This is a genomic window from Rhodomicrobium sp. R_RK_3, from assembly GCF_002198715.1.
Taxonomy (GTDB): Bacteria; Pseudomonadota; Alphaproteobacteria; order Rhizobiales; family Rhodomicrobiaceae; genus R-RK-3.
Genome location: NZ_MWLK01000033.1, coordinates 116,894 through 135,074, shown reverse-complemented (window position 1 = coordinate 135,074; position 18,181 = coordinate 116,894). Strand labels below are relative to the sequence as shown.

The following is an 18,181-nucleotide window of genomic DNA, read 5'->3' as shown; positions in this document are numbered from 1 at the left end:
TAGGCCGGATTTATGAACGCGGCCCACACCATCCGGCGGGGCCATAGTACAGCAAATGCCGCCCAGCGAAACCGGCCGGGGCACCGTCCTGCATTTTTCGAATGCCGATGTATCAGTTAGGCATGAATCGGGCCTAATCTTGGCAAAACCATGGGAAAAATCACCTATTCGGACGTTTTACGCAGCTTGGAGTCCCGGTCTGCCGAGCGATGGCTGATGCGGTCCGCGCCGTAGTCATGTAAACATCTCTCACATGAAATGGTCCAAACCTCCTGAAGGCCCGCCCGGTCGGCGGGGCTATCACCACGGCAATCTGCGCGAGGCGCTGATCCGGGGCGCGCTTGCCTTGATCGCGGAAAAGGGGCCGGCCGGCTTCACCATCGCCGATGCGGCGCGCTCGGCAGGCGTCAGCCCGGCCGCGCCCTACCGGCATTTCCGTGACCGCGACGACCTGATGGCCGATGTCGCCCGGCTCGGCTTTCAGGAATTCACCGCCCGGCTCGCCAAAGCCTGGAACGACGGCAAGCCCGACGCGATGTCCGCCTTCGAGAATGTCGGCCGCGCCTATCTGGCCTTTGCGCGCGACGAGCCGGCTTTTTACGCCGCCATGTTCGAGGCGGGCGTGCCGGCCGCGCCCAATCCGGAGCTGCGCCAGGCCGGAGACAGCGCCTTCGAGATTTTGCGCCACGCCTCGGAAGCGCTGGTCGCCAGCCTGCCGAAGGAGCGCCGGCCGCCTTCGATGATGATGGCGCTGCATATCTGGGCGATCTCGCACGGCATCGCGTCGCTCTTCGTGCGGGCCGGCAGCCGCAAGACGCCGATGGCGCCGGAGGAACTGCTCGAGGCGGCGATGCTGGTTTATTTTCAAGGACTTGGATTGTCGGCGAAGTCGGCGGGCGCGTAGGAGCGGAGGGGCCGGAACGCCGCCGCCATATCGCGGGAGCCCGTCTCGCGGCTCGGAGAAGGAGACGGCGCGCGCCGCGCGCACGCCCACGCAGCCAGCCCCGGCTTTCCCATCTCCCCTTGACAAGCGAAATCGGCCGGTCCATTTATGTGAATGTAACTAACATTTACATGAGGATTGCATGGCTATCGCCGCGAGACTTGATGAGATCGGCAGACCGGCCTGGATCGCCGTGATGGTCCTGGGCTTCGTGGTTTTCTGGCCCGTCGGACTTGCCGTCCTGGGCTTTCTTTTATGGAGTGGACGCATGGGAATGGGATGTGCGCATGGTGGCCGCTGGGGCCGTTGGAAGCACGATCGCTGGGCACGTTTCGGCCATGAGGGCCGCCGCCCGTTCGGCCGCTATGACAGCGGCAATTCCGCCTTCGACGAGTACAAGGCCGACACGCTGCGCCGGCTCGAGGAGGAGCAGACCGAATTTCTGGACTTCCTGCAGCGCCTGCGTCATGCCAAGGACAAGGTCGAGTTCGACCAGTTCATGGCCGAGCGCCGCAACCGCCCGCAGACCCCGCCCGCAACGCCGTCGCCGGATGGCGAGGGGCAGTAGGCGAGACGGCGCGTAAGATGCATTGGTTCGCGCGGTGCCCCGAAATGGGCGCCGCGTTTTCTGTATTTGGCTCAAAGAATTTTCTACGAAATCCCCGCGAAGGCGGGGATCGAGTATCCACAAACCTAAAATGGGCTTTCGGTCCAACCACTTACGTTGCGGCGTACTGGATCCCCGCCTTCGCGGGATTTCGTCTGAGAGGCGGAAGCGGGGTCAATCCAGCCTGTCCTAGTCCTCAGCCCGGACAATCATAGGCGGGCGCGGAAGGCGCGCGTCGCGCAAGACGAGCAGCGGGTTCTCGGGGATTTTTGGCGGTTTGATGCCGAAGGGGCCGGCGGGCAGGAAGACGGCGAGCGTGTTCCGCCGGATTCGGATGCGGCCACGGCGCTCGCCCGTGCCACCGATAATTCTGACCTCGTGACTGCGCGCCATCTGCGGTCTCCATCTTTCGATGAGCCCCATTTTGGGCGAATTCGCCGGCGCGCACAATCTTTAGTTGTGGGTTTCCATCGGGAAACACGCGGCGCGGAGACGGACTACTTGTCATTCCCGCGAAGGCGGGAATCCAGCCGCAGCGACGGCTTTTGGGGTGTGCCCAATGGCGGCCTTTGCCCTTTACTGGATCCCCGCCTCTGCGGGAATGGCAAAAAAATCTTAGTCGTCGTCCCGGACGCCGCGAAGCGGTGAGCCGAGACCCAATCATCGATCCGCGAATGCTGCGGCAAGTGGAGAGGCGAGTGGGCCCCGGCTCTGACGGCCGGGGCGACGGAAATTTAGGCCGGGTACAACCCCATAACGGCGTGCGGGGCGCTCGCCGTGCTACGCCACCAGCGCGCCGTGGCAGTGCTTGAACTTCTTGCCGGAGCCGCAGGGGCAGGGTGCATTCCGCGCGACCTTGCCCCAAGTGCCGGGATCGTTCGGGTCGACCGCCGCCGCAGCGGCGGCGCGGTTGCGCACCGGCGCCGGGCCGCCGCCCCGTCCGGGCTTGCGGGCGACGGGGCCGTCGGTGCCGGTCGCGGCCTCGGCCATTTCGAACTCGTCCTCGCCGGTCAGCGGATCGACATGGATCGCGCGCATCTCGGGCAGGTCTTCCATCGGCATCTCGTAGCCCTGGTTGGGCGCGAGCTGGATGTGCATGAGCTGTTCGGTCACTGCGAGGCGCAGGCGCGACAGCATCGCCTCGAACAGCGTAAAGGACTCGCTCTTATATTCGTTCAGCGGGTCACGCTGGGCATAGCCGCGCAGGCCCACGGCTTGGCGCAGATGCTCCAGCATCAAAAGATGCTCGCGCCAGAGCTGGTCGAGCGTCTGCAACAGCACGCCCTTTTCCACCTGCCGCATCAGGTCGGGGCCGAGCTCGGCGGCCTTGCGGGCGGCGGCGGCGTCGGCCTTCTCGATCAGGCGCTCCAGGATTTCCTCGTCCGCGATGCCTTCTTCCTTGGCCCAGTCGGCGACCGGCAGGTCGAGATTGAGCACGCCTTTGACGCCTTCCTGCAGGCCCTTGGCGTCCCATTGCTCGGCATAGGCGTTGGCCGGAATATGCTCGGCGACGAGCTGCTCGACGGTCTCGCGGCGCATGTCGCCGACGGTCTCGCTGACCTCGTCCTTATGCATCAGCTCGATACGCTGCTCGAAGATGACCTTGCGCTGGTCATTCATCACGTCGTCGAATTTGAGAATGTTCTTGCGCATCTCGAAATTGCGCGCCTCGACCTTCTGCTGCGCCTTTTCCAGCGCGCGGTTGATCCAGGGATGGATGATGGCCTCGCCCTCTTCCAGGCCGAGGCGGCGCAGCATGCCGTCCATGCGGTCGGAGCCGAAGATGCGCATCAGATCGTCTTCCAGCGAGAGGAAGAACTTCGAATCGCCCGGGTCGCCCTGGCGGCCGGAGCGGCCGCGAAGCTGGTTGTCGATGCGGCGGGATTCATGCCGCTCGGTGCCGACGACGTAAAGGCCGCCGGCCTTCAGCGCGGCTTCCTTCTTCTCGGCGATCTCGGCGCGCAGAACCTCCGTCTGGGCGGCGATCTCAGCGTCATCGGGCGTCTTGCCCTTTTCGCGCTGTTCGGCCAGCCAGTTCTTCAGCCGCATTTCCAGATTGCCGCCGAGCTGGATGTCGGTGCCGCGGCCGGCCATGTTGGTGGCGATGGTGACCGCGCCCGGCACGCCGGCCTGGGCGATGATGAAGGCTTCCTGCTCGTGGTAGCGGGCGTTCAGCACCTGATGCGGGATCTTCAGCGCCTTCAACTCCTCGGCGAGCTTTTCCGACTTCTCGATCGAGGTGGTGCCGACGAGGATCGGCTGGCCGCGCTCGCGGCAATCGCGGATGGCCTGGATGACGGCGATGTTCTTCTCGCGCGCGGTCCGGTACACCTCGTCATGATGGTCCTGGCGCACCATCGCCCGGTTGGTCGGCACTTCGATGACGTCGAGCCCGTAAATGTCGCCGAACTCGCCCGCTTCCGTCAGCGCCGTGCCGGTCATGCCGGCGAGCTTGTCGTAGAGGCGGAAATAGTTCTGGAAGGTGATCGAGGCGAGCGTCTGGTTTTCCGGCTGGATATCGACGCTTTCCTTGGCTTCGAGCGCCTGATGCAGCCCTTCCGAATAGCGCCGGCCTTCCATCATGCGGCCGGTGAATTCGTCGATGATGACGACCTTGCCCTGGCGGACGATGTAATCGCGGTCGCGCAGGAACAGCTTGTGCGCCTTCAGAGCCGAATTGACGTGATGGACCAGCGAGACGTTCTCGATGTCGTAGAGCGAGGTGTCGGCGCTCAGCACGCCCTGGGCGCGCATCAGCTCTTCGACCCGCTCATTGCCGGCCTCGGTGAGCGACACGGTGCGCTGCTTCTCGTCGAGCTCGAAATCCTCGGCGGCGAGCTGCGGGATGATGCGGTCGATGGCGATATAGAGGTCGGAGCGGTCCTCGACGGGGCCGGAGATGATCAGCGGCGTGCGCGCTTCGTCGATCAGGATGCTGTCGACCTCGTCGACGATGGCATAGGCGTGGCCGGATTTCTCCGGATTGCGGCCGCCGAACTGCACCATCTCGCCGACCGAGTATTTCATATTGTCGCGCAGATAGTCGAAGCCGTATTCGTTGTTGGTGCCGTAGGTGATGTCGCAGGCATAGGCTTGGCGGCGCTGCTCGTCGTCCAGCTCGTGCAGGATGACGCCGACGCTCATGCCGAGGAACTTATACACAGCTCCCATCCATTCGGCGTCGCGGCGGGCCAGATAATCGTTCACCGTGACGACATGCACGCCGCGCCCGGCGAGCGCATTCAGATAGACGGGGAGGGTGGCGACCAGCGTCTTGCCTTCGCCGGTCTTCATCTCGGCGATCTTGCCGTCATGCAGCACCATGCCGCCGACGAGCTGCATGTCGTAATGGCGCTGCCCGAGCGCCCGCTTGGCGGCTTCGCGCACGGTTGCGAAAGCGGGGACGAGGAGATCGTCGAGCGATTTGCCCTCGGCGAGCTGTTTGCGGAATTCGGCGGTCTTGGCGCGCAGCGCCTCGTCCGACAGGGCCGAAATCTCGGGCTCCAGCGCGTTGATCGCCGGCAGGCGCGCCTCGTAGGCTTTCAGCTTGCGCTCGTTCGAGGTGCCGAAGATCTTACTGGCCAGCGTCGCAAAAGAAACCATTTCAAAGCCTCAACATCGTCTCGCCCTTGTCCGGGCAGGGCTGACGGAAATTAATCGAACTCCGGCGTCCTGAACAACCGGGGCTCGTTCGACCGTCATTCACAAAACATGGAACGATGATCTTGGAAGGTCATTCAATGCACGATGGCCGACGCGTCCGCTGACAGCCGGGTATGTCGCATCCGCAGAGATAAGTTGGGCGTCAACCCTTGTCAACGCACGGCTTGGGCCAGGAAAGGCTCTTAAGCCTATTTTCAGGCGTGCCAACGAAATCTTTGCGCGCGGCCGGAAGGAGCGGTAAAGAGGCTGCGAGTAACGACTGCCGCATCCAGAGCACATTCCTGTGGCCAAGCAATGGGCCACCTGCCCCCGCGAAACCAAATCAAGAGGACGAACCGTTGAGACCGATAGCTTCAGCCGCCTTGCTTTTTGCGGCGGCCATTTTCGCAAGCCCCGCCATCGCCGCGCCTGAAACCGTGGTCGCCAATGTCAACGGACAGGGCATCACCGAGGCGGAGCTGGGCTTCGCCGAGGCCGAGATCGGCTCCGAGCTGGCCGGCGTTCCCGCCGAAAGCCGCCGCCGCGTCCTGGTCGAATATCTCATCGAAGCGCATCTGATGGCGGACGCCGCCGAGAAGGCCAAGCTCGCCGACGGCAAGGATTTTGCCGGCCGCATGAACTACTACCGGATGCGCGCGCTGCGCGACGCCTTCTTCGAGAAGCAGATCCGCGACAGCGTGCCCGACACCGAGGCCAAGGCGCTCTATGACGAGCGCGTCAAGAGCCTGCCGGCGCAAGAAGAAATTCGAGCCCGTCACATCCTGGTGAAGACCGAGGACGAGGCCAAGAAGGTCGCCGCCGAACTCGCCGCTGGCGCCGATTTCGCCGAGACGGCGACGAAATATTCGCAGGATCGCGGCGGCCAGGGCGGCGGCGATCTGGGCTATTTCGCGCGCGGCCAAATGGTGAAGTCCTTCGAGGACGCCGCTTTCTCGCTGGAGAAGGGCAAGCTGTCCGCGCCGATCCAGACCGAATTCGGCTGGCACATCCTGAAGGTCGAGGACAAGCGCGACCGTCAGCCGCCGAGCTTCGACGAGGTGAAGGAGCAGATTTCGGCTTCGCTGATCCAGTCCAAGCTGCAATCGACGGTTCTCGACCTGCGCAAGAACGGCAAGATCGAAATCCTCGACGCCGACCTGAAGAAAGCCGTCGAAGCCGACGAGAAGGCCGCGACCGAAGCGCAGCCGCAGTCGCCGCAGCCCGCCGACGCGGCAAAGAAGCAGTAATTACGGATTTGCGGCGCCGCCGCCGGATCTTCGGACCCGGCAGCGGCCCGTGCGACACTCTCTATATCTCAGATATCTGCCGGAATTTTCGGGACGGGCGCGCTCCTTGCCCTCGCGGGGACTGGCTTCCTCCCGGTTGCATGTGAGGGGAAGCCCCGTGACGCCATCGCCATTCGCGCCGAAAGACACCCCGAAGCTTCCCGCCATCACGGGCGTGCGCATGGCCGCCGCCGAAGCCGGCATCCGCTATAAGAACCGCAAGGATGTGCTGCTGGTGCTGCTGCCCGAGGGCACGCAGGCGGCGGGGGTGCTGACGCGCTCGAAAACCTCGTCGGCACCGGTCGACTGGTGCCGGCGGCAATTGGCGCATGGCCGGGCGCGGGCGCTGGTGGTCAATTCGGGCAATGCCAACGCCTTCACCGGCCTGCGCGGCTGGGAGACCGTCGAGACGACCGCCGCGCTTGCGGCCGTGGCGGCGGGGTGCGATGCGTCCGAGGTGTTCCTCGCCTCGACCGGGGTGATCGGCGAGCCGATCCCGCCGGGGAAGTTCGAGGGCGTACTGGACCGGCTGGCGGGCGAAGCCGTCGAGGACGGGTTCGCTGAAGCGGCGAGCGCCATCATGACGACGGACACCTTTCCCAAATTCGCCTCGCGCACAGCCGAGATCGGCGGTGTCACGGTGACGCTGAACGGCATCGCCAAAGGCTCCGGCATGATCGCGCCCGACATGGCGACCATGCTCGGCTTCATCTTCACCGACGCCGCTATCGTCGCGCCAGCGTTGCAGGCCCTCGTCAGCCGCCATGTCGAGACGACGTTCAATTCGATCACGGTCGACAGCGACACCTCGACCAGCGACACGCTGCTGGTCTTCGCGACCGGCAATGGGCCGCGTATTGAGAGCGCCGACGATCCGGCGCTGGCCGGGTTCTCAGAAGCGCTGCGCGACCTGATGCAGGAATTGGCGGTGCTCATCATCAAGGACGGCGAGGGCATCTCCAAGCTGATTACCGTGACCGTCGAAGGCGCCGAGAGCGATGCGGCGGCCAAGCGCATCGCGCTGTCGATCGCCAATTCGCCGCTGGTGAAGACGGCGGTCGCGGGCGAGGATGCCAATTGGGGCCGCGTGGTGATGGCCGTCGGCAAGGCGGGCGAGGCGGCGAACCGCGATAAGCTGTCGATCTGGTTCGGCGATATCCTGGTGGCTGAAGAGGGACACCGCAGCCCGGATTACAGCGAGGCGGCGGCAAGCGCGTATATGAAGGGCAGCGAGATCGCCATCCGCGCCGCTGTCGGCACCGGCGGGAGCGGCCGCGCCACGGTCTGGGGCTGCGATCTGACGGAGGGCTATCTCAGGATCAATGGCAGCTACCGGAGCTGACGCCCGTATCCGCCCCACTAGCAAAGCATTGACAGGAGTTCGCCCATTTCCGCCCCGGTTAAAGTCGTGCTCGTCGCCGCCGTCGCGCTGATCGATGAGGATGGGCGCGTGCTGCTGACCCAGCGGCCGGAGGGCAAGTCCATGGCCGGCTTGTGGGAATTCCCCGGCGGCAAGGTCGAGCCCGGCGAGACGCCGGAAGCCGCGCTCATCCGCGAGATCCGCGAAGAGCTCGGGATCACCCTGCGCACGCCCTGCATCGCGCCGCTCACTTTCGCCAGCCATGGCTATGAGAATTTCCATCTGCTGATGCCGCTTTTCGTCTGCCGCCGCTGGGAGGGCGAGGTCGCGCCACAGGAGGGCCAGGCCATCGCCTGGGTCCGCGCGGCAAAGCTGCGCGACTACCCCATGCCCCCCGCCGATCTCCCCCTGATCCCGATCCTGCAGGACTGGCTTTAGCGGATGATACGCCGATCCCGTTTCTCGAAATCCCCGCGAGGCGGGGATCCAGCACGCCGCAGGATTCGTGGTAGGCAGAGCGTGACCGCCAGCACCGTGATTACTGGATCCCCGCCTTCGCGGGGATTTCGTTTTAGCAGTTGGCTGACGCCCTGGGCGACGGGTTTGGCGGGAACCGTCTATTCCTTGAAACGCGCAACGATCGCCGGGGGCAGGCGCAGGGGTTTGCCCGTCTGGCTGATCAGCACGATTTTGGCGCTGAGCCGGCAGAGCGTCCGTTCGCCGCGCCGGACCTCCTGCGCCATGGTCAGATGCGCGCCGCCCAGTTCGGCGCATTCGGTGACGATTTCGAGCAGTTCGTCGATGCGGGCGGGGCGGAGATAGTCGACCTCCAGCCGGCGGACGACGAAGGCCGCGGGAGCCCCGCCATCGCCCGGCGCGTGCAGCTCGAAATGGTGGACGCCGAGCAGGCGCAGCATGTCGGAGCGGCCCCTTTCGCACCAGCGCAGATAATTGGCGTGGTAGACGAGGCCGGAGAAATCGGTGTCCTCGAAATAGACGCGGACTGGCAGGATGTGGCGCCTGCCCACGATCCGCCCGGCCAGATCCGGCCAGCGCTCAGATGGCGGCGTCATCGGCATTCGGGGGCGGGTCGAACATGAAAAGCTGGTTGCCGCTCGGGGCGGACGGGGCGGCGAGGCCGATATGGCGGAACGCCTTCAGCGTCAGCACGCGCCCGCGCGGGGTGCGGCCGATGAAACCCTGCTGCAGCAAATAGGGCTCGACGGTTTCCTCAATGGCGTCTTTGCTTTCGCTGAGCGCCGCCGCGATGGTCTCGATGCCGACCGGGCCGCCATTATAGTTCTCGCCGATGCAGCGGAGATAGCGGTGGTCCATACCGTCGAGACCGTGCGGGTCGACTTCGAGCTGGCTGAGCGCGCGGTCGGCGATCTTGGCGTCGATCTCCGGGGCGCCATAGGCGGTGGCGAAATCGCGCACGCGCCGCAGCAGGCGGCCGGCGACGCGGGGCGTGCCGCGCGAGCGGCGCGCCACTTCGCGCGAGCCGTCCGGCGTCATCTTGACGCCGAGCACCCGGCCGCCGCGCGTCACGATCTCGATCAGTTCGTCCTCGGTGTAGAAATTCAGCCGGATCGGAATGCCGAAGCGGTCGCGGAGCGGCGTGGTCAGCAGGCCGGTGCGGGTGGTGGCGCCGACCAGGGTGAATTTGGCGAGGTCGATGCGGACGGAGCGCGCGGCCGGGCCTTCGCCGATGATGAGGTCGAGCTGGAAATCCTCCATGGCCGGGTAGAGGATTTCCTCGACCGCCGGATTGAGCCGGTGGATTTCGTCGATGAACAGCACGTCGCGCTCTTCCAGATTGGTGAGCAGCGCCGCCAGATCGCCCGCCTTGGCAATCACCGGACCGGAGGTCATGCGGAAGCCGACGCCCAATTCGCGCGAGACGATCTGGGCGAGCGTCGTCTTGCCGAGCCCGGGCGGTCCGGCGAACAGCACGTGATCGAGGGCATCGCCACGGGCGCGGGCGGCGTCGATGAAGACTTTCAGATTGGCGCGGGCGCGTTCCTGGCCGATGAATTCGGTCAGCCGCTGCGGCCGAAGGCTGAGCTCGCCGTCGTCCTCGTCCCGCTTTTCGCGCTCGATGAGTCTTCCATCCATGGCGCGAATCTAGAGGATTCCCTGGCTCGCGGAAATGAGAGTTTGCGAAAGGCCCGAAAGGGTCGCGGCGTCGGAACTGTCTGCCTTAGGCGTCGCGACGCGAGACATAGACAAGAACGGCGAGGGCAAGAGTGACAAAGCTAATCGAGACATAGACATAAGCCACATGTCTCCATTCGATGATTTGGACGGCGGCCAAAACCAGCGCGGTCAGGAAAGTCAGCGCCGCAATAGCGCTGATCCAAGCGGACATCAGACGCTCGATCACCTGATTATGCTCCACGGCCAGATCCGGGAACCAAGCGGGCTTTGATTTCATCGAAACGCAGTCGTAAATCGACATTCGATCACCAGCTTCCTATTTTGCAAGTTCTTTCAGGCCGTGCCTGATCAACTCTTCCGCCCTGACGCTTTCGCCGAGCTTGGCCGATACGGAGGCGACGGCGGTGTTCGCTTCGGCCGCGCTGTATCCCAGATTGATGAGCGCCGAGACCGCGTCCGCCGTGGGAGAGGCCGGTCCCGCGCCGCGCGGCCCGCTGAGCTGCACGCCGACGTCACCGGCGACCAGCAGAGCGGGCGCCTTGTCGCGCAATTCGCTGACGATGCGCTGGGCGACCTTGGGGCCGACGCCGGGCGCGCGGGCAACTTGGGCCTTATCCTGCAACGCGATCGCATTGGCCAAATCCTGCGGTTCTAGAGTCCCCAAAACCGACAGCGCGACCTTGGTTCCAACGCCCTGAACGTTTTGCAACAGCCTGAACCAGCTCCGCTCGGCGTCGCTCAGGAAGCCGAACAGCTTGATCGCGTCCTCACGCACATAGGTCTCGATGGTCAGCGTAACCGGCTGGCCGATAGCGGGCAGCCGCGCCATGACGCGCGCCGGGCAGGACACCTCATATCCGACGCCGCCGACATCCACGATCACCCAATCCTTCCCGACGCTGTCCAAAAGTCCCCGGAGCTTCGCTATCATCGGTCTTGCACAGTCCAGCGGCAATATTCGGTGAATTGAAACTGCTGTATTTTACGCATGGGTATAAGAATTAACTGAAACCGCGACGGCGGTTTTTTGAGTATGTCCATGAATTGTGGCGGTTTTTCCATAGTCCTGCCGGTCATGCACAGGTTTCGCGGCTCGGCGGCCGCAGCGTCGTCGAAGCGGACGGTCATTTGCTGCCTCAAGCCGCCGGGCGGGCGCGGGCCGGCGGCTTGTCTCCGGCCAGCAGCGCGGTGCGGAGCGCCGTCGACTGGCGGTGATGGGCGTGGGCGATGGCGATGGCCAGCGCGTCGGCGGCGTCGTCCGTATCGGGGGCGGCCTTGGGCAGCAGATAACCGATCATGGCGCGGATCTGCACCTTCTCGGCATGGCCGGAGCCGGTGACGGTCTTCTTGATGAGGTTCGGCGCGTATTCCGCCACGGTGAGCCCGGCACGGGCCGGGGCCAGCAAGGCGATGCCGCGCGCCTGGCCGAGCTTCAGCGTGGCATGCGCGTCGCGATTGACGAAGGTCTCCTCGACGGCGGCTTCATGCGGGCGCCAGTCGGCGAGCACCGCGTCCAGCCCGGCGAACAGCGCCACCAGCCGGTCGCAGAGCGGCGCCTTGGCGTCGGACGTGACCGTGCCGCAGGCCACGAAGCTGAGCCGGGGCCCCGATGTTTCGATAATCCCCCAGCCCATCCGCCGCAGGCCGGGATCGATGCCTATGATCCGAACGCTCATTCCCCGCCCCGCCGAATCAGCTCTCACGAGCCTGTCAGGCAGGTTTGCAGGGGCCCGCGGATACGCGCAAGGAATTTTCGCGGGCCGCTACGGGGTTTGCATGGGTGGCCCGGCCTACCAGCAGACGCGGTACTGGTCCTGGCCGGAGCAGGTCTTGCCGCCTTCCTTGACGATCGCCGCGCCCGACCGGGCCTGACCGCCTGATTTGGCCGCTGGCTTGTTCGGCCCGGATGCGGTGGTCTTGGGCGCCTGGGTGGACGCGGTCTTCTTCTTGAGCTTCTTCTGCACCGGAGCCTCGGCCGAGGAGCCCGCCGCCGGGTTGGTGTTGCCGGTCGCGCCATGGTCGCCCGTGGTCACGGAATGGCTGATGGCGGTGTGGCTGCCGGTGCCGGCCGGCGTGCCCTGGTCCTGCGCGGCGAGCGGCGCGGCGCCGGCCAGGGTGAACGCGACGCAAAATGCGGTGCTTAATCTCATGATCTGCCCCTCCTCTGGGATGCGATGGTTGCCGGAAACCATTCTGCGGCATGATCCTTGTCGCAAACCGTTCCCCATTCCCGCCGGGGCGGGAACGCCGCTTTGCAGACCCGTGCCTAGGCTTCCATGCGCGCCATCACGCTCTCCGAAATGTCGAAATTCGCATAGACGTTCTGCACATCGTCGGAATCTTCGAGTGCATCGAGCATCTTAAGCAGCTTTTCCGCTTTTTCGTCGTCGACGCCAACGGTATTTTGCGGCCGCCAGATCAACTTGGCGGCATTGGGCTCGCCCAGCTTCTCCTCGAGCGCCCGGCCGACCTCATGCAGCAGGCTCGCCTCGCAATAGAACCAGTGGCCGTCCTCGTCGGTGCTGCAATCATCGGCCCCGGCTTCGAGCGCGGCCTCCAGCATGGCGTCGGCGCTGCCGGCCTTGAGCGGATATTCGATCTCGCCGACCCGGTCGAACATGAACGAGACCGAGCCGGTTTCGCCGAGATTGCCGCCATATTTGGTGAAGGTCGAGCGCACGTCGCCCGCCGTGCGGTTGCGGTTGTCGGTCAGCGTCTCGACGATGACGCCGACGCCGCCGGGCGCAAAACCCTCATAGCGGATTTCCTGGTAATCGTCGCCGCCGGCCTCCTGGCTCTTCTTGATGGCGCGATCGATATTGTCCTTCGGCATATTTTGCGCGCGGGCGGCCAGAATTGCGGCGCGCAGGCGCGGATTGAAGGCCGGATCGGGCAGCCCCATTTTCGCCGCCACGGTGATTTCCTTGGACAGCTTTGAAAACATCTTGGCGCGCTTCTTGTCCTGCGCGCCCTTGCGATGCTGGATGTTCTTGAACTTTGAATGGCCTGCCATGTCGGGGTCCGTCGTGAGATAGGCAGCGGCGCGGGGCTTTGCCGCCGTTTTGCGAAATGTTTTGATTGCGTGCCAAACTTATAAGCCGGGCTGGAGCGGAAATCCAGACCGGTGGGGCGGGCGATCAAGGCGCCAGCGAGAGACAGGGAAAATGCCATCGGATAGGTAATATTCAGAGACTTGAACAATACAAGAACATGATATGAGATAGCGCGATCCGATCCCCGAATGCAGCACAGGAAACCAGTGTGATGCCGCTCGAAGACGGGCAAGAGCCGGTCGAAATCCTCGAAGACGCCGATACGGGCGATCGCTTTCTCGTCTACGGGACCGCGCAGGGTGTCGAGCTGGAATTGCGCTTCGACGCCGCCGAACCCTGGTTCAGCCAATCTCAGCTTGCGCAGATTTTCGGCGTTTCCGTTCCCAGCGTAAATGAGCACATCGGACGGTTTTTGGCCGATGGCGAACTCGACGAGGCAGTTATTCGGAATTTCCGAATAACTGCCTCGGACGGCAAGAGCTACGCCGTCAAACATTACGGGTTGGACGTGGCGTTCTACGTCGGCTATCGCGTCAACTCTCGCGAGGGAGTGCTTTTCAGGCGGTGGGCTACGCAGGTCCTCACTCGGTTCGCCACGAAAGGGTTTCTCGTCCACACGCGGCGCCTCAAAGACGCCGAAAACTTTGACCGCATCAAGCAGTTGCGGGAGATCATCGCCGAAATCCGTGCGAGCGATGTAAACCTCTACGGCGAGCTGGGGCAGATCTGTTCGTTCTGTCAGGACTACGATCCCAAATCTCAAACATGGCGTGATTTTTATGCGCGGATGCGGGCGAAGCTTTATTGGGCCGTCACCTCGCAGACGCCTTCGATGCTGATGGCCGAACGCGCGAACTCTGATGCTCCGAATATGGGCTTGCAATCCTGGGCGGCAGAGGACATCCGTCAATCTGACGCGCTGTCCGCCGCGTCTTACCTGTCGGAGAGAGAATTTCGTGAACTGAACAGCGTGACAGTCATTCTGCTCGATGTCTTCGCCGATCAGGCGGAACTGGGGCGGCTGACGACCATGGCCGCAGCAGAATCGCTGTTTGAGAAACAGCTTAAGCTTTTGGGCCGAAGCATACTGACGCATGGCGGCAACGTCAGCCGTGCTGCTGCTGATGACCGCGCCAAAAGCGAGTACCAAAAATTCGATGCCAAGCGCAAGGCAGAGCACCTGTTTACGGAGCTTGATGCTTTGAAGGAGCTAAAAAATCAAGCCAAGGATCTACCTAAGACCCGTAAGGTGAAGCCCAAGTCAGCGAAATCGTAGAACGCCTTCTACAACCACATCGCCGGCTCGACCTGCCGCAACACCCCGCCGATCCGTAGCGGCTCGATGGCTTTGGCGAGGCCGGTCGCGTCGTCGGTCTCGATGGCGACGCCGCAGATGGTCGCCTCGCCCATGGCGGGCTCGAAGCGGTTGCTGGCGATCTTGCGCTGGAAGCGCTGCAGCGGCTCGTCCTTCTGCATGCCGATGACGGAATTGTAGTCGCCGCACATGCCGACATCCGTCATGTAGGCGGTGCCGCCGGAGAGGATGTGATCGTCGGCGGTCGGGACATGGGTGTGGGTGCCGACCACGGCGCTGACGCGGCCGTCGAGGAAATGGCCGACGGCTTCCTTCTCCGAGGTGGTCTCGGCGTGGAAGTCGATGAAGATGGCGTCGGCCTTGGATTTCAGGCCGCCTTCGCCGATTTCGCGGTCGAGCGTGCGGAACGGATCGTCGAGCGCGTCCATGAAGACGCGGCCCATGACGTTCATCACCAATACCTGGGCGCCGTTCGCGGCCTCGAAGAGGCCCGCGCCGCGCCCCGGCGTGCCGGGCGGGAAATTGGCGGGGCGGAGCAGGCGCGGCTGGCGGTCGATGAAGACGAGCGCCTCGCGCTGGTCCCAGACGTGGTTGCCGGTGGTGACGACATCGGCGCCGGCGTCGAGCAGTTCCTGGCAGATCGCCTCGGTGATGCCGAAGCCGCCGGCGGCGTTCTCGCCATTGACGATGATGAAATCGGTGCGGTAGCGCGCCTTCAATTGCGGCAGTTCGCGCATCACGGCATTGCGCCCGGAGCGGCCGACGACATCGCCGAGAAAGAGAATGCGCATTGCCAAGCTTTCGTTAGGGGCCGATCGGTCCCGAGGGCGTCAGAATCCAGTCGAGCTGCTGATCATAGGCGAGTTTGGGCACTTCTGGCACTTGCTGGGCGTCGAAGGCAAGGCCGATGGCCGCCGTCGCGCCCCTCGCCCGGAAGGCGGCGAGCGTCCGGTCATAATGGCCGCCGCCATAGCCGAGCCGGTAGCGCCGCGCATCGAAGGCGAGCAGCGGCACCAGGAGGATCGCGGGCGAAACGCGCGGCGCATCGATGGGCTCGGGAATGCCGAAGGCGCCGGTCCGCAGCGGATCGCCGAAACCCCATTGCCGGTAATCGAGCGGCGCCGGCCCGGCGATCACCGGCAGCGCCAGCTTCCAGCCGTCGGCGGCGAGCCGTTTCAGCAGCGGCAGGCAGTCGAACTCGCTGCGGACGGGATGATAGGCGCCGACGAGCCCCGGCGGCACGCCAAGAAATCCGAGCCCGATCCGCGCGACCTTTTCGGCCGCCTCGATCCGCTCGGCCGCGGACACGGCGTCGCGCACGGCGCGCGCTTTGGCCCGGAAGACCTGCTTTTCACTTTCGATCTGGAAATCTGATGTCATGCGGCCCTTGTCGTCGAGGTCGCCGCGAGAAGCAAGGCCGGGAAGCCTGCCATCCGATATAAAGTGGAGCCGCGATGACCGTCGGTTATGTTAGATCCGCCTGGGCCCTACTATGTAGGTGGGCGCCGAGTGTCCGGAACCAGGGCTCCGGGCAGGGTCAGCTCCCTGTCAGATCTCATCGGCCCCGGGATTTAAGTTGTACCTAACGCATCCCGCAGCTCCACCCGCATTATCTGGTGAATCGCGCGGCGATTTCCAGGGCATTCTTTGAATTCATATGCCCTGGCGGCAACAGGCGGCGGGCAAAGCAGTTTGAGGGTTATCGCGCGCGTAACAGATTGCGCACGGCGATGACGAACAGGCCGATCAGCAGCGCGCCGAGCAGGTTCTGCGCGATCGCCGCCGTCGACACGCTCAAGGGCACGCGCAAGAGCGGTCCGCCGGGCGCACTCTCGAAGCCGTAGAGGCAGCCATAGACGCGGCGCGCGGCGTCCGTGCTCTCCCAGCCGAGGAAGAAGAAAGTGTTCTTCAGCGACAGGAACAGCGCCTCGCCGGTTGCGCCGCCATCGCCCGCGATGCAGCCGCCGCCCGAGAACAGGCCGGCCAGGCCGTGCCCGAGCCAGCCGAGCGCGGAGGCCGCCCAATCCAGCATGGCGGCGAATTTCGGCTGGGCCGGCCAGGGGGGAAAGTCCGGCAGGGCATCGGCCGCTCCGGTCAAGCCATCCGGGCGGCGCGCGCCGAGATAGACGAGCGCGAAGGCAAAGATGGAGATCAGGAACAGTGCCATCGGCCGCAGCAGCGAGCGGCCGAAATTCGACAGGCCCCCATAGAGCCAGCCGACCCAGAAGCGGGCGAGCCCGCGCCCGAGCGGCCGGTCCTGCCAGAAGCGGCGGCAGCGGATTTCCTGGGCGAAGAATTCGCGCTCGCGCTGATGGTCCTGGGTGTCGGCGGCCAGATTGCGCAGGCGGCGATAGCGGGAGGCGAATTCGGGGTCGCCGCAGGTCTTCAGGCCGCGAAAGAGGCGCGGGCGCGGATCGCCCCGGCCCTCGCCGCTCCAGACCGGCGCGCGCGACAAGGGGTCGGCGATCAGCATGTTGTCGAGGCGCGGCGGCTGGCGGAAGCTGGCATCATGGAAGCTCGGCACCTGGGCGAAGCGGGCGCCCGCGAGCACCAGGGGCGCCCGGCCTTGCACCGCCGCGAAGGAAGCGGGGCCTCTGAAGGCGACGTTGCGGAAGCTTGCCCGGCCGCGAAAAGTGGCCTGCAGGAAATTGGCGCTGCCGAGAAAGCGGGCGTCGGAGAAGGAGATGTTGGCCTTGAATTTGGCCGAGGGGAAATCGGCGGATTCGGCGAACAGGGCTTTTTCGAAGCTGGTGTCGCCGCCGAAGACGCAGCCTAAGAATTCCACCGGCTTGGTGAAGCCGACCGAGCCGAAATCGGCGCCGAAGGCGAATTTGGCGGCGCGGAAGATCGAGGTTCCGGCGAACTGCGCCTCGACGAAGCGCGCATCCTGCTGGAAGCGGGCATTCTGGAAGGTCGCCGCGCCGCCGATCTTCACCACCCGGAAGATGGCCTTGCCGGTGAATTCGGCGTCTTCGAAACTGACGTCCTTGAGGAATTCCGCCTCGCCGAACCGGGCTTCGCTGCGGAATCGGGTCTGGTTGAGCTTGGCGGCGCCGAGGAAGCGCGTCTTGACCAGTCCGGCGGTGCCTTCGAAGACCGCGCCCTCGAAATTGCCGTCGGCCTGGAATTCGGCCTCGTCGAAACGGGCATTGCCGCCGAAAGCGGTGCGGATGAACTCGGCATTGCCGCTGAATTTTGCGCCGCGAAAATCGGCGCGCGAGGCAAATTGCGTCTTCTGGAAGCGCGCCGCCGGCACCAGCGGGCCGGTGGTCTCGCGCAGGAATTCGGCCTTTTCGAAATCGGCGGCGGAGGCGAAGGCGGCGTCGTCGAAATTGGCGATGTGGTAGAATTTGACCTGTTTCAGCGTCGCGTCGCCGTCGAAGCGGGCGCCCTGGAAGCGGGCGACATGGGTGAAATGCACATTGGCGAACATCGCCGTGCCGAGGAAATGCGCGCCCTCGAAAATGGCGGGGCCGGGGAAGACGAAATTCTCGAAACTGGCGTCGGAGGCGAATTCGACGCCGGAGAAATCGGCCTTGGCCTCGCTCAGCCAGGCTTCCGTCTCGGCATTCTGGCCCTCGCCGAACCAGTCGAGCGACCATTGGCCGCTCTCTTCAAGCGCCTGCTTGCGCTGAAGCATTTCCAGCGCCCAGGCGTTCCACGGCTCTTCGCCCTTGCCCCAATGGGCCCGGGTTTCTTCCTGATTCATGCGCTTCGCCCCCTCAAGCGTCCTTTCTCTCTTACTGAAAAGAACGGGCAATGACAAAGGCCTATCGCGAGCCGGTTCAGTGAAAATCCCCTATATGAGGCGGCGAAAT

The 18,181-nt window shown here is 64.6% G+C and carries 18 protein-coding genes and 1 other RNA gene; 6 read left to right on the top strand and 13 right to left on the bottom strand.

What is annotated here, in order from left to right:
• The first annotated feature begins 253 nt into the window (after window positions 1-253).
• Together BLEFHOIH_RS20185 and BLEFHOIH_RS20180 are read left to right on the top strand one after the other, a co-directional pair.
• The gene (locus BLEFHOIH_RS20185) at window positions 254-904 is read left to right on the top strand and encodes a TetR/AcrR family transcriptional regulator (RefSeq protein WP_088347838.1); all 651 of its coding nucleotides are present in this window, start codon (window positions 254-256) and stop codon (window positions 902-904) included.
• 181 nt (window positions 905-1,085) lie between these two features.
• Window positions 1,086-1,511, top strand: coding sequence for a DUF2852 domain-containing protein (locus tag BLEFHOIH_RS20180; RefSeq protein ID WP_088347837.1), 426 nt, complete (start codon window positions 1,086-1,088; stop codon window positions 1,509-1,511).
• 228 nt (window positions 1,512-1,739) lie between these two features.
• Here BLEFHOIH_RS20180 and BLEFHOIH_RS20175 read toward each other — a convergent pair whose 3' ends face one another.
• Entirely contained in the window at window positions 1,740-1,943 is a 204-nt protein-coding gene (locus BLEFHOIH_RS20175) for a hypothetical protein (protein WP_125461831.1), read from the bottom strand.
• A gap of 387 nt (window positions 1,944-2,330) precedes the next feature.
• The gene (gene secA, locus BLEFHOIH_RS20170; RefSeq protein ID WP_088347835.1) at window positions 2,331-5,153 is read right to left on the bottom strand and encodes a preprotein translocase subunit SecA; all 2,823 of its coding nucleotides are present in this window, start codon (window positions 5,151-5,153) and stop codon (window positions 2,331-2,333) included.
• Between the two features lie 398 nt (window positions 5,154-5,551).
• Between secA and BLEFHOIH_RS20165 the strand changes: the two genes are divergently transcribed.
• The 3 genes from BLEFHOIH_RS20165 to mutT all read left to right on the top strand — a co-directional run bounded on the left by BLEFHOIH_RS20165 (window position 5,552) and on the right by mutT (window position 8,276).
• Window positions 5,552-6,439, top strand: coding sequence for a peptidylprolyl isomerase (locus BLEFHOIH_RS20165; RefSeq protein WP_245297102.1), 888 nt, complete (start codon window positions 5,552-5,554; stop codon window positions 6,437-6,439).
• A gap of 157 nt (window positions 6,440-6,596) precedes the next feature.
• Window positions 6,597-7,820, top strand: coding sequence for a bifunctional glutamate N-acetyltransferase/amino-acid acetyltransferase ArgJ (gene argJ, locus BLEFHOIH_RS20160; RefSeq protein WP_245297101.1), 1,224 nt, complete (start codon window positions 6,597-6,599; stop codon window positions 7,818-7,820).
• A gap of 45 nt (window positions 7,821-7,865) precedes the next feature.
• On the top strand, window positions 7,866-8,276 hold the full coding sequence (mutT, locus tag BLEFHOIH_RS20155; protein WP_088347834.1) for an 8-oxo-dGTP diphosphatase MutT: 411 nt from the start codon (window positions 7,866-7,868) through the stop codon (window positions 8,274-8,276).
• 179 nt (window positions 8,277-8,455) lie between these two features.
• On the opposite strand, the gene BLEFHOIH_RS20150 is transcribed toward mutT, so the two are convergent.
• The 7 genes from BLEFHOIH_RS20150 to BLEFHOIH_RS20115 all read right to left on the bottom strand — a co-directional run bounded on the left by BLEFHOIH_RS20150 (window position 8,456) and on the right by BLEFHOIH_RS20115 (window position 13,008).
• On the bottom strand, window positions 8,456-8,911 hold the full coding sequence (locus tag BLEFHOIH_RS20150) for a YbgC/FadM family acyl-CoA thioesterase (RefSeq protein WP_088347939.1): 456 nt from the start codon (window positions 8,909-8,911) through the stop codon (window positions 8,456-8,458).
• Window positions 8,895-9,953: a Holliday junction branch migration DNA helicase RuvB gene (gene ruvB, locus BLEFHOIH_RS20145; RefSeq protein ID WP_088347833.1), complete on the bottom strand. Its 1,059-nt coding sequence runs from the start codon at window positions 9,951-9,953 to the stop codon at window positions 8,895-8,897. Before ruvB ends, BLEFHOIH_RS20150 begins: the two co-directional genes overlap by 17 nt.
• A gap of 85 nt (window positions 9,954-10,038) precedes the next feature.
• Window positions 10,039-10,296, bottom strand: coding sequence for a hypothetical protein (locus BLEFHOIH_RS20140; RefSeq protein ID WP_088347832.1), 258 nt, complete (start codon window positions 10,294-10,296; stop codon window positions 10,039-10,041).
• A gap of 15 nt (window positions 10,297-10,311) precedes the next feature.
• Entirely contained in the window at window positions 10,312-10,926 is a 615-nt protein-coding gene (gene ruvA, locus BLEFHOIH_RS20135; RefSeq protein WP_088347831.1) for a Holliday junction branch migration protein RuvA, read from the bottom strand.
• 205 nt (window positions 10,927-11,131) lie between these two features.
• A complete protein-coding gene (gene ruvC / locus BLEFHOIH_RS20125; RefSeq protein WP_088347829.1) occupies window positions 11,132-11,671 on the bottom strand; it encodes a crossover junction endodeoxyribonuclease RuvC in 540 nt (179 codons plus the stop codon).
• Window positions 11,672-11,785: 114 nt separating this feature from the next.
• Window positions 11,786-12,145, bottom strand: a complete 360-nt coding sequence (locus tag BLEFHOIH_RS20120) for a hypothetical protein (protein ID WP_125461830.1) — start codon at window positions 12,143-12,145, stop codon at window positions 11,786-11,788.
• A gap of 116 nt (window positions 12,146-12,261) precedes the next feature.
• Window positions 12,262-13,008 (bottom strand): YebC/PmpR family DNA-binding transcriptional regulator, encoded by a 747-nt coding sequence (locus tag BLEFHOIH_RS20115; protein ID WP_088347827.1) that lies wholly within the window; start codon window positions 13,006-13,008, stop codon window positions 12,262-12,264.
• 251 nt (window positions 13,009-13,259) lie between these two features.
• Here BLEFHOIH_RS20115 and rhuM point away from each other — a divergent pair, with 251 nt between their 5' ends.
• Complete coding sequence (rhuM, locus tag BLEFHOIH_RS20110) at window positions 13,260-14,324, top strand: RhuM family protein (protein WP_088347826.1); 1,065 nt, start codon at window positions 13,260-13,262, stop codon at window positions 14,322-14,324.
• An 8-nt stretch (window positions 14,325-14,332) separates the two neighbouring features.
• Here rhuM and BLEFHOIH_RS20105 read toward each other — a convergent pair whose 3' ends face one another.
• The 4 genes from BLEFHOIH_RS20105 to BLEFHOIH_RS20090 form a co-directional block, all read right to left on the bottom strand.
• On the bottom strand, window positions 14,333-15,154 hold the full coding sequence (locus tag BLEFHOIH_RS20105) for a TIGR00282 family metallophosphoesterase (RefSeq protein WP_088347825.1): 822 nt from the start codon (window positions 15,152-15,154) through the stop codon (window positions 14,333-14,335).
• Window positions 15,155-15,167: 13 nt separating this feature from the next.
• The gene (locus BLEFHOIH_RS20100; RefSeq protein WP_088347824.1) at window positions 15,168-15,743 is read right to left on the bottom strand and encodes a 5-formyltetrahydrofolate cyclo-ligase; all 576 of its coding nucleotides are present in this window, start codon (window positions 15,741-15,743) and stop codon (window positions 15,168-15,170) included.
• Window positions 15,744-15,805: 62 nt separating this feature from the next.
• Window positions 15,806-15,967, bottom strand: a non-coding RNA gene (gene ssrS, locus BLEFHOIH_RS20095) — 6S RNA.
• A 95-nt stretch (window positions 15,968-16,062) separates the two neighbouring features.
• On the bottom strand, window positions 16,063-18,072 hold the full coding sequence (locus BLEFHOIH_RS20090) for a pentapeptide repeat-containing protein (RefSeq protein WP_088347823.1): 2,010 nt from the start codon (window positions 18,070-18,072) through the stop codon (window positions 16,063-16,065).
• Window positions 18,073-18,181 lie beyond the last annotated feature (109 nt).

Coding starts and splice junctions, on each gene's coding strand:
- BLEFHOIH_RS20185 (WP_088347838.1), top strand. CDS start 254: ATGAAATGGTCCAAACCTCCTGAAGGCCCGCCCGGTCGGCGGGGCTAT.
- BLEFHOIH_RS20180 (WP_088347837.1), top strand. CDS start 1,086: ATGGCTATCGCCGCGAGACTTGATGAGATCGGCAGACCGGCCTGGATC.
- BLEFHOIH_RS20175 (WP_125461831.1), bottom strand. CDS start 1,943: ATGGCGCGCAGTCACGAGGTCAGAATTATCGGTGGCACGGGCGAGCGC.
- secA (WP_088347835.1), bottom strand. CDS start 5,153: ATGGTTTCTTTTGCGACGCTGGCCAGTAAGATCTTCGGCACCTCGAAC.
- BLEFHOIH_RS20150 (WP_088347939.1), bottom strand. CDS start 8,911: ATGACGCCGCCATCTGAGCGCTGGCCGGATCTGGCCGGGCGGATCGTG.
- ruvB (WP_088347833.1), bottom strand. CDS start 9,953: ATGGATGGAAGACTCATCGAGCGCGAAAAGCGGGACGAGGACGACGGC.
- BLEFHOIH_RS20140 (WP_088347832.1), bottom strand. CDS start 10,296: ATGTCGATTTACGACTGCGTTTCGATGAAATCAAAGCCCGCTTGGTTC.
- ruvA (WP_088347831.1), bottom strand. CDS start 10,926: ATGATAGCGAAGCTCCGGGGACTTTTGGACAGCGTCGGGAAGGATTGG.
- ruvC (WP_088347829.1), bottom strand. CDS start 11,671: ATGAGCGTTCGGATCATAGGCATCGATCCCGGCCTGCGGCGGATGGGC.
- BLEFHOIH_RS20120 (WP_125461830.1), bottom strand. CDS start 12,145: ATGAGATTAAGCACCGCATTTTGCGTCGCGTTCACCCTGGCCGGCGCC.
- BLEFHOIH_RS20115 (WP_088347827.1), bottom strand. CDS start 13,008: ATGGCAGGCCATTCAAAGTTCAAGAACATCCAGCATCGCAAGGGCGCG.
- rhuM (WP_088347826.1), top strand. CDS start 13,260: ATGCCGCTCGAAGACGGGCAAGAGCCGGTCGAAATCCTCGAAGACGCC.
- BLEFHOIH_RS20105 (WP_088347825.1), bottom strand. CDS start 15,154: ATGCGCATTCTCTTTCTCGGCGATGTCGTCGGCCGCTCCGGGCGCAAT.
- BLEFHOIH_RS20100 (WP_088347824.1), bottom strand. CDS start 15,743: ATGACATCAGATTTCCAGATCGAAAGTGAAAAGCAGGTCTTCCGGGCC.
- BLEFHOIH_RS20090 (WP_088347823.1), bottom strand. CDS start 18,072: ATGAATCAGGAAGAAACCCGGGCCCATTGGGGCAAGGGCGAAGAGCCG.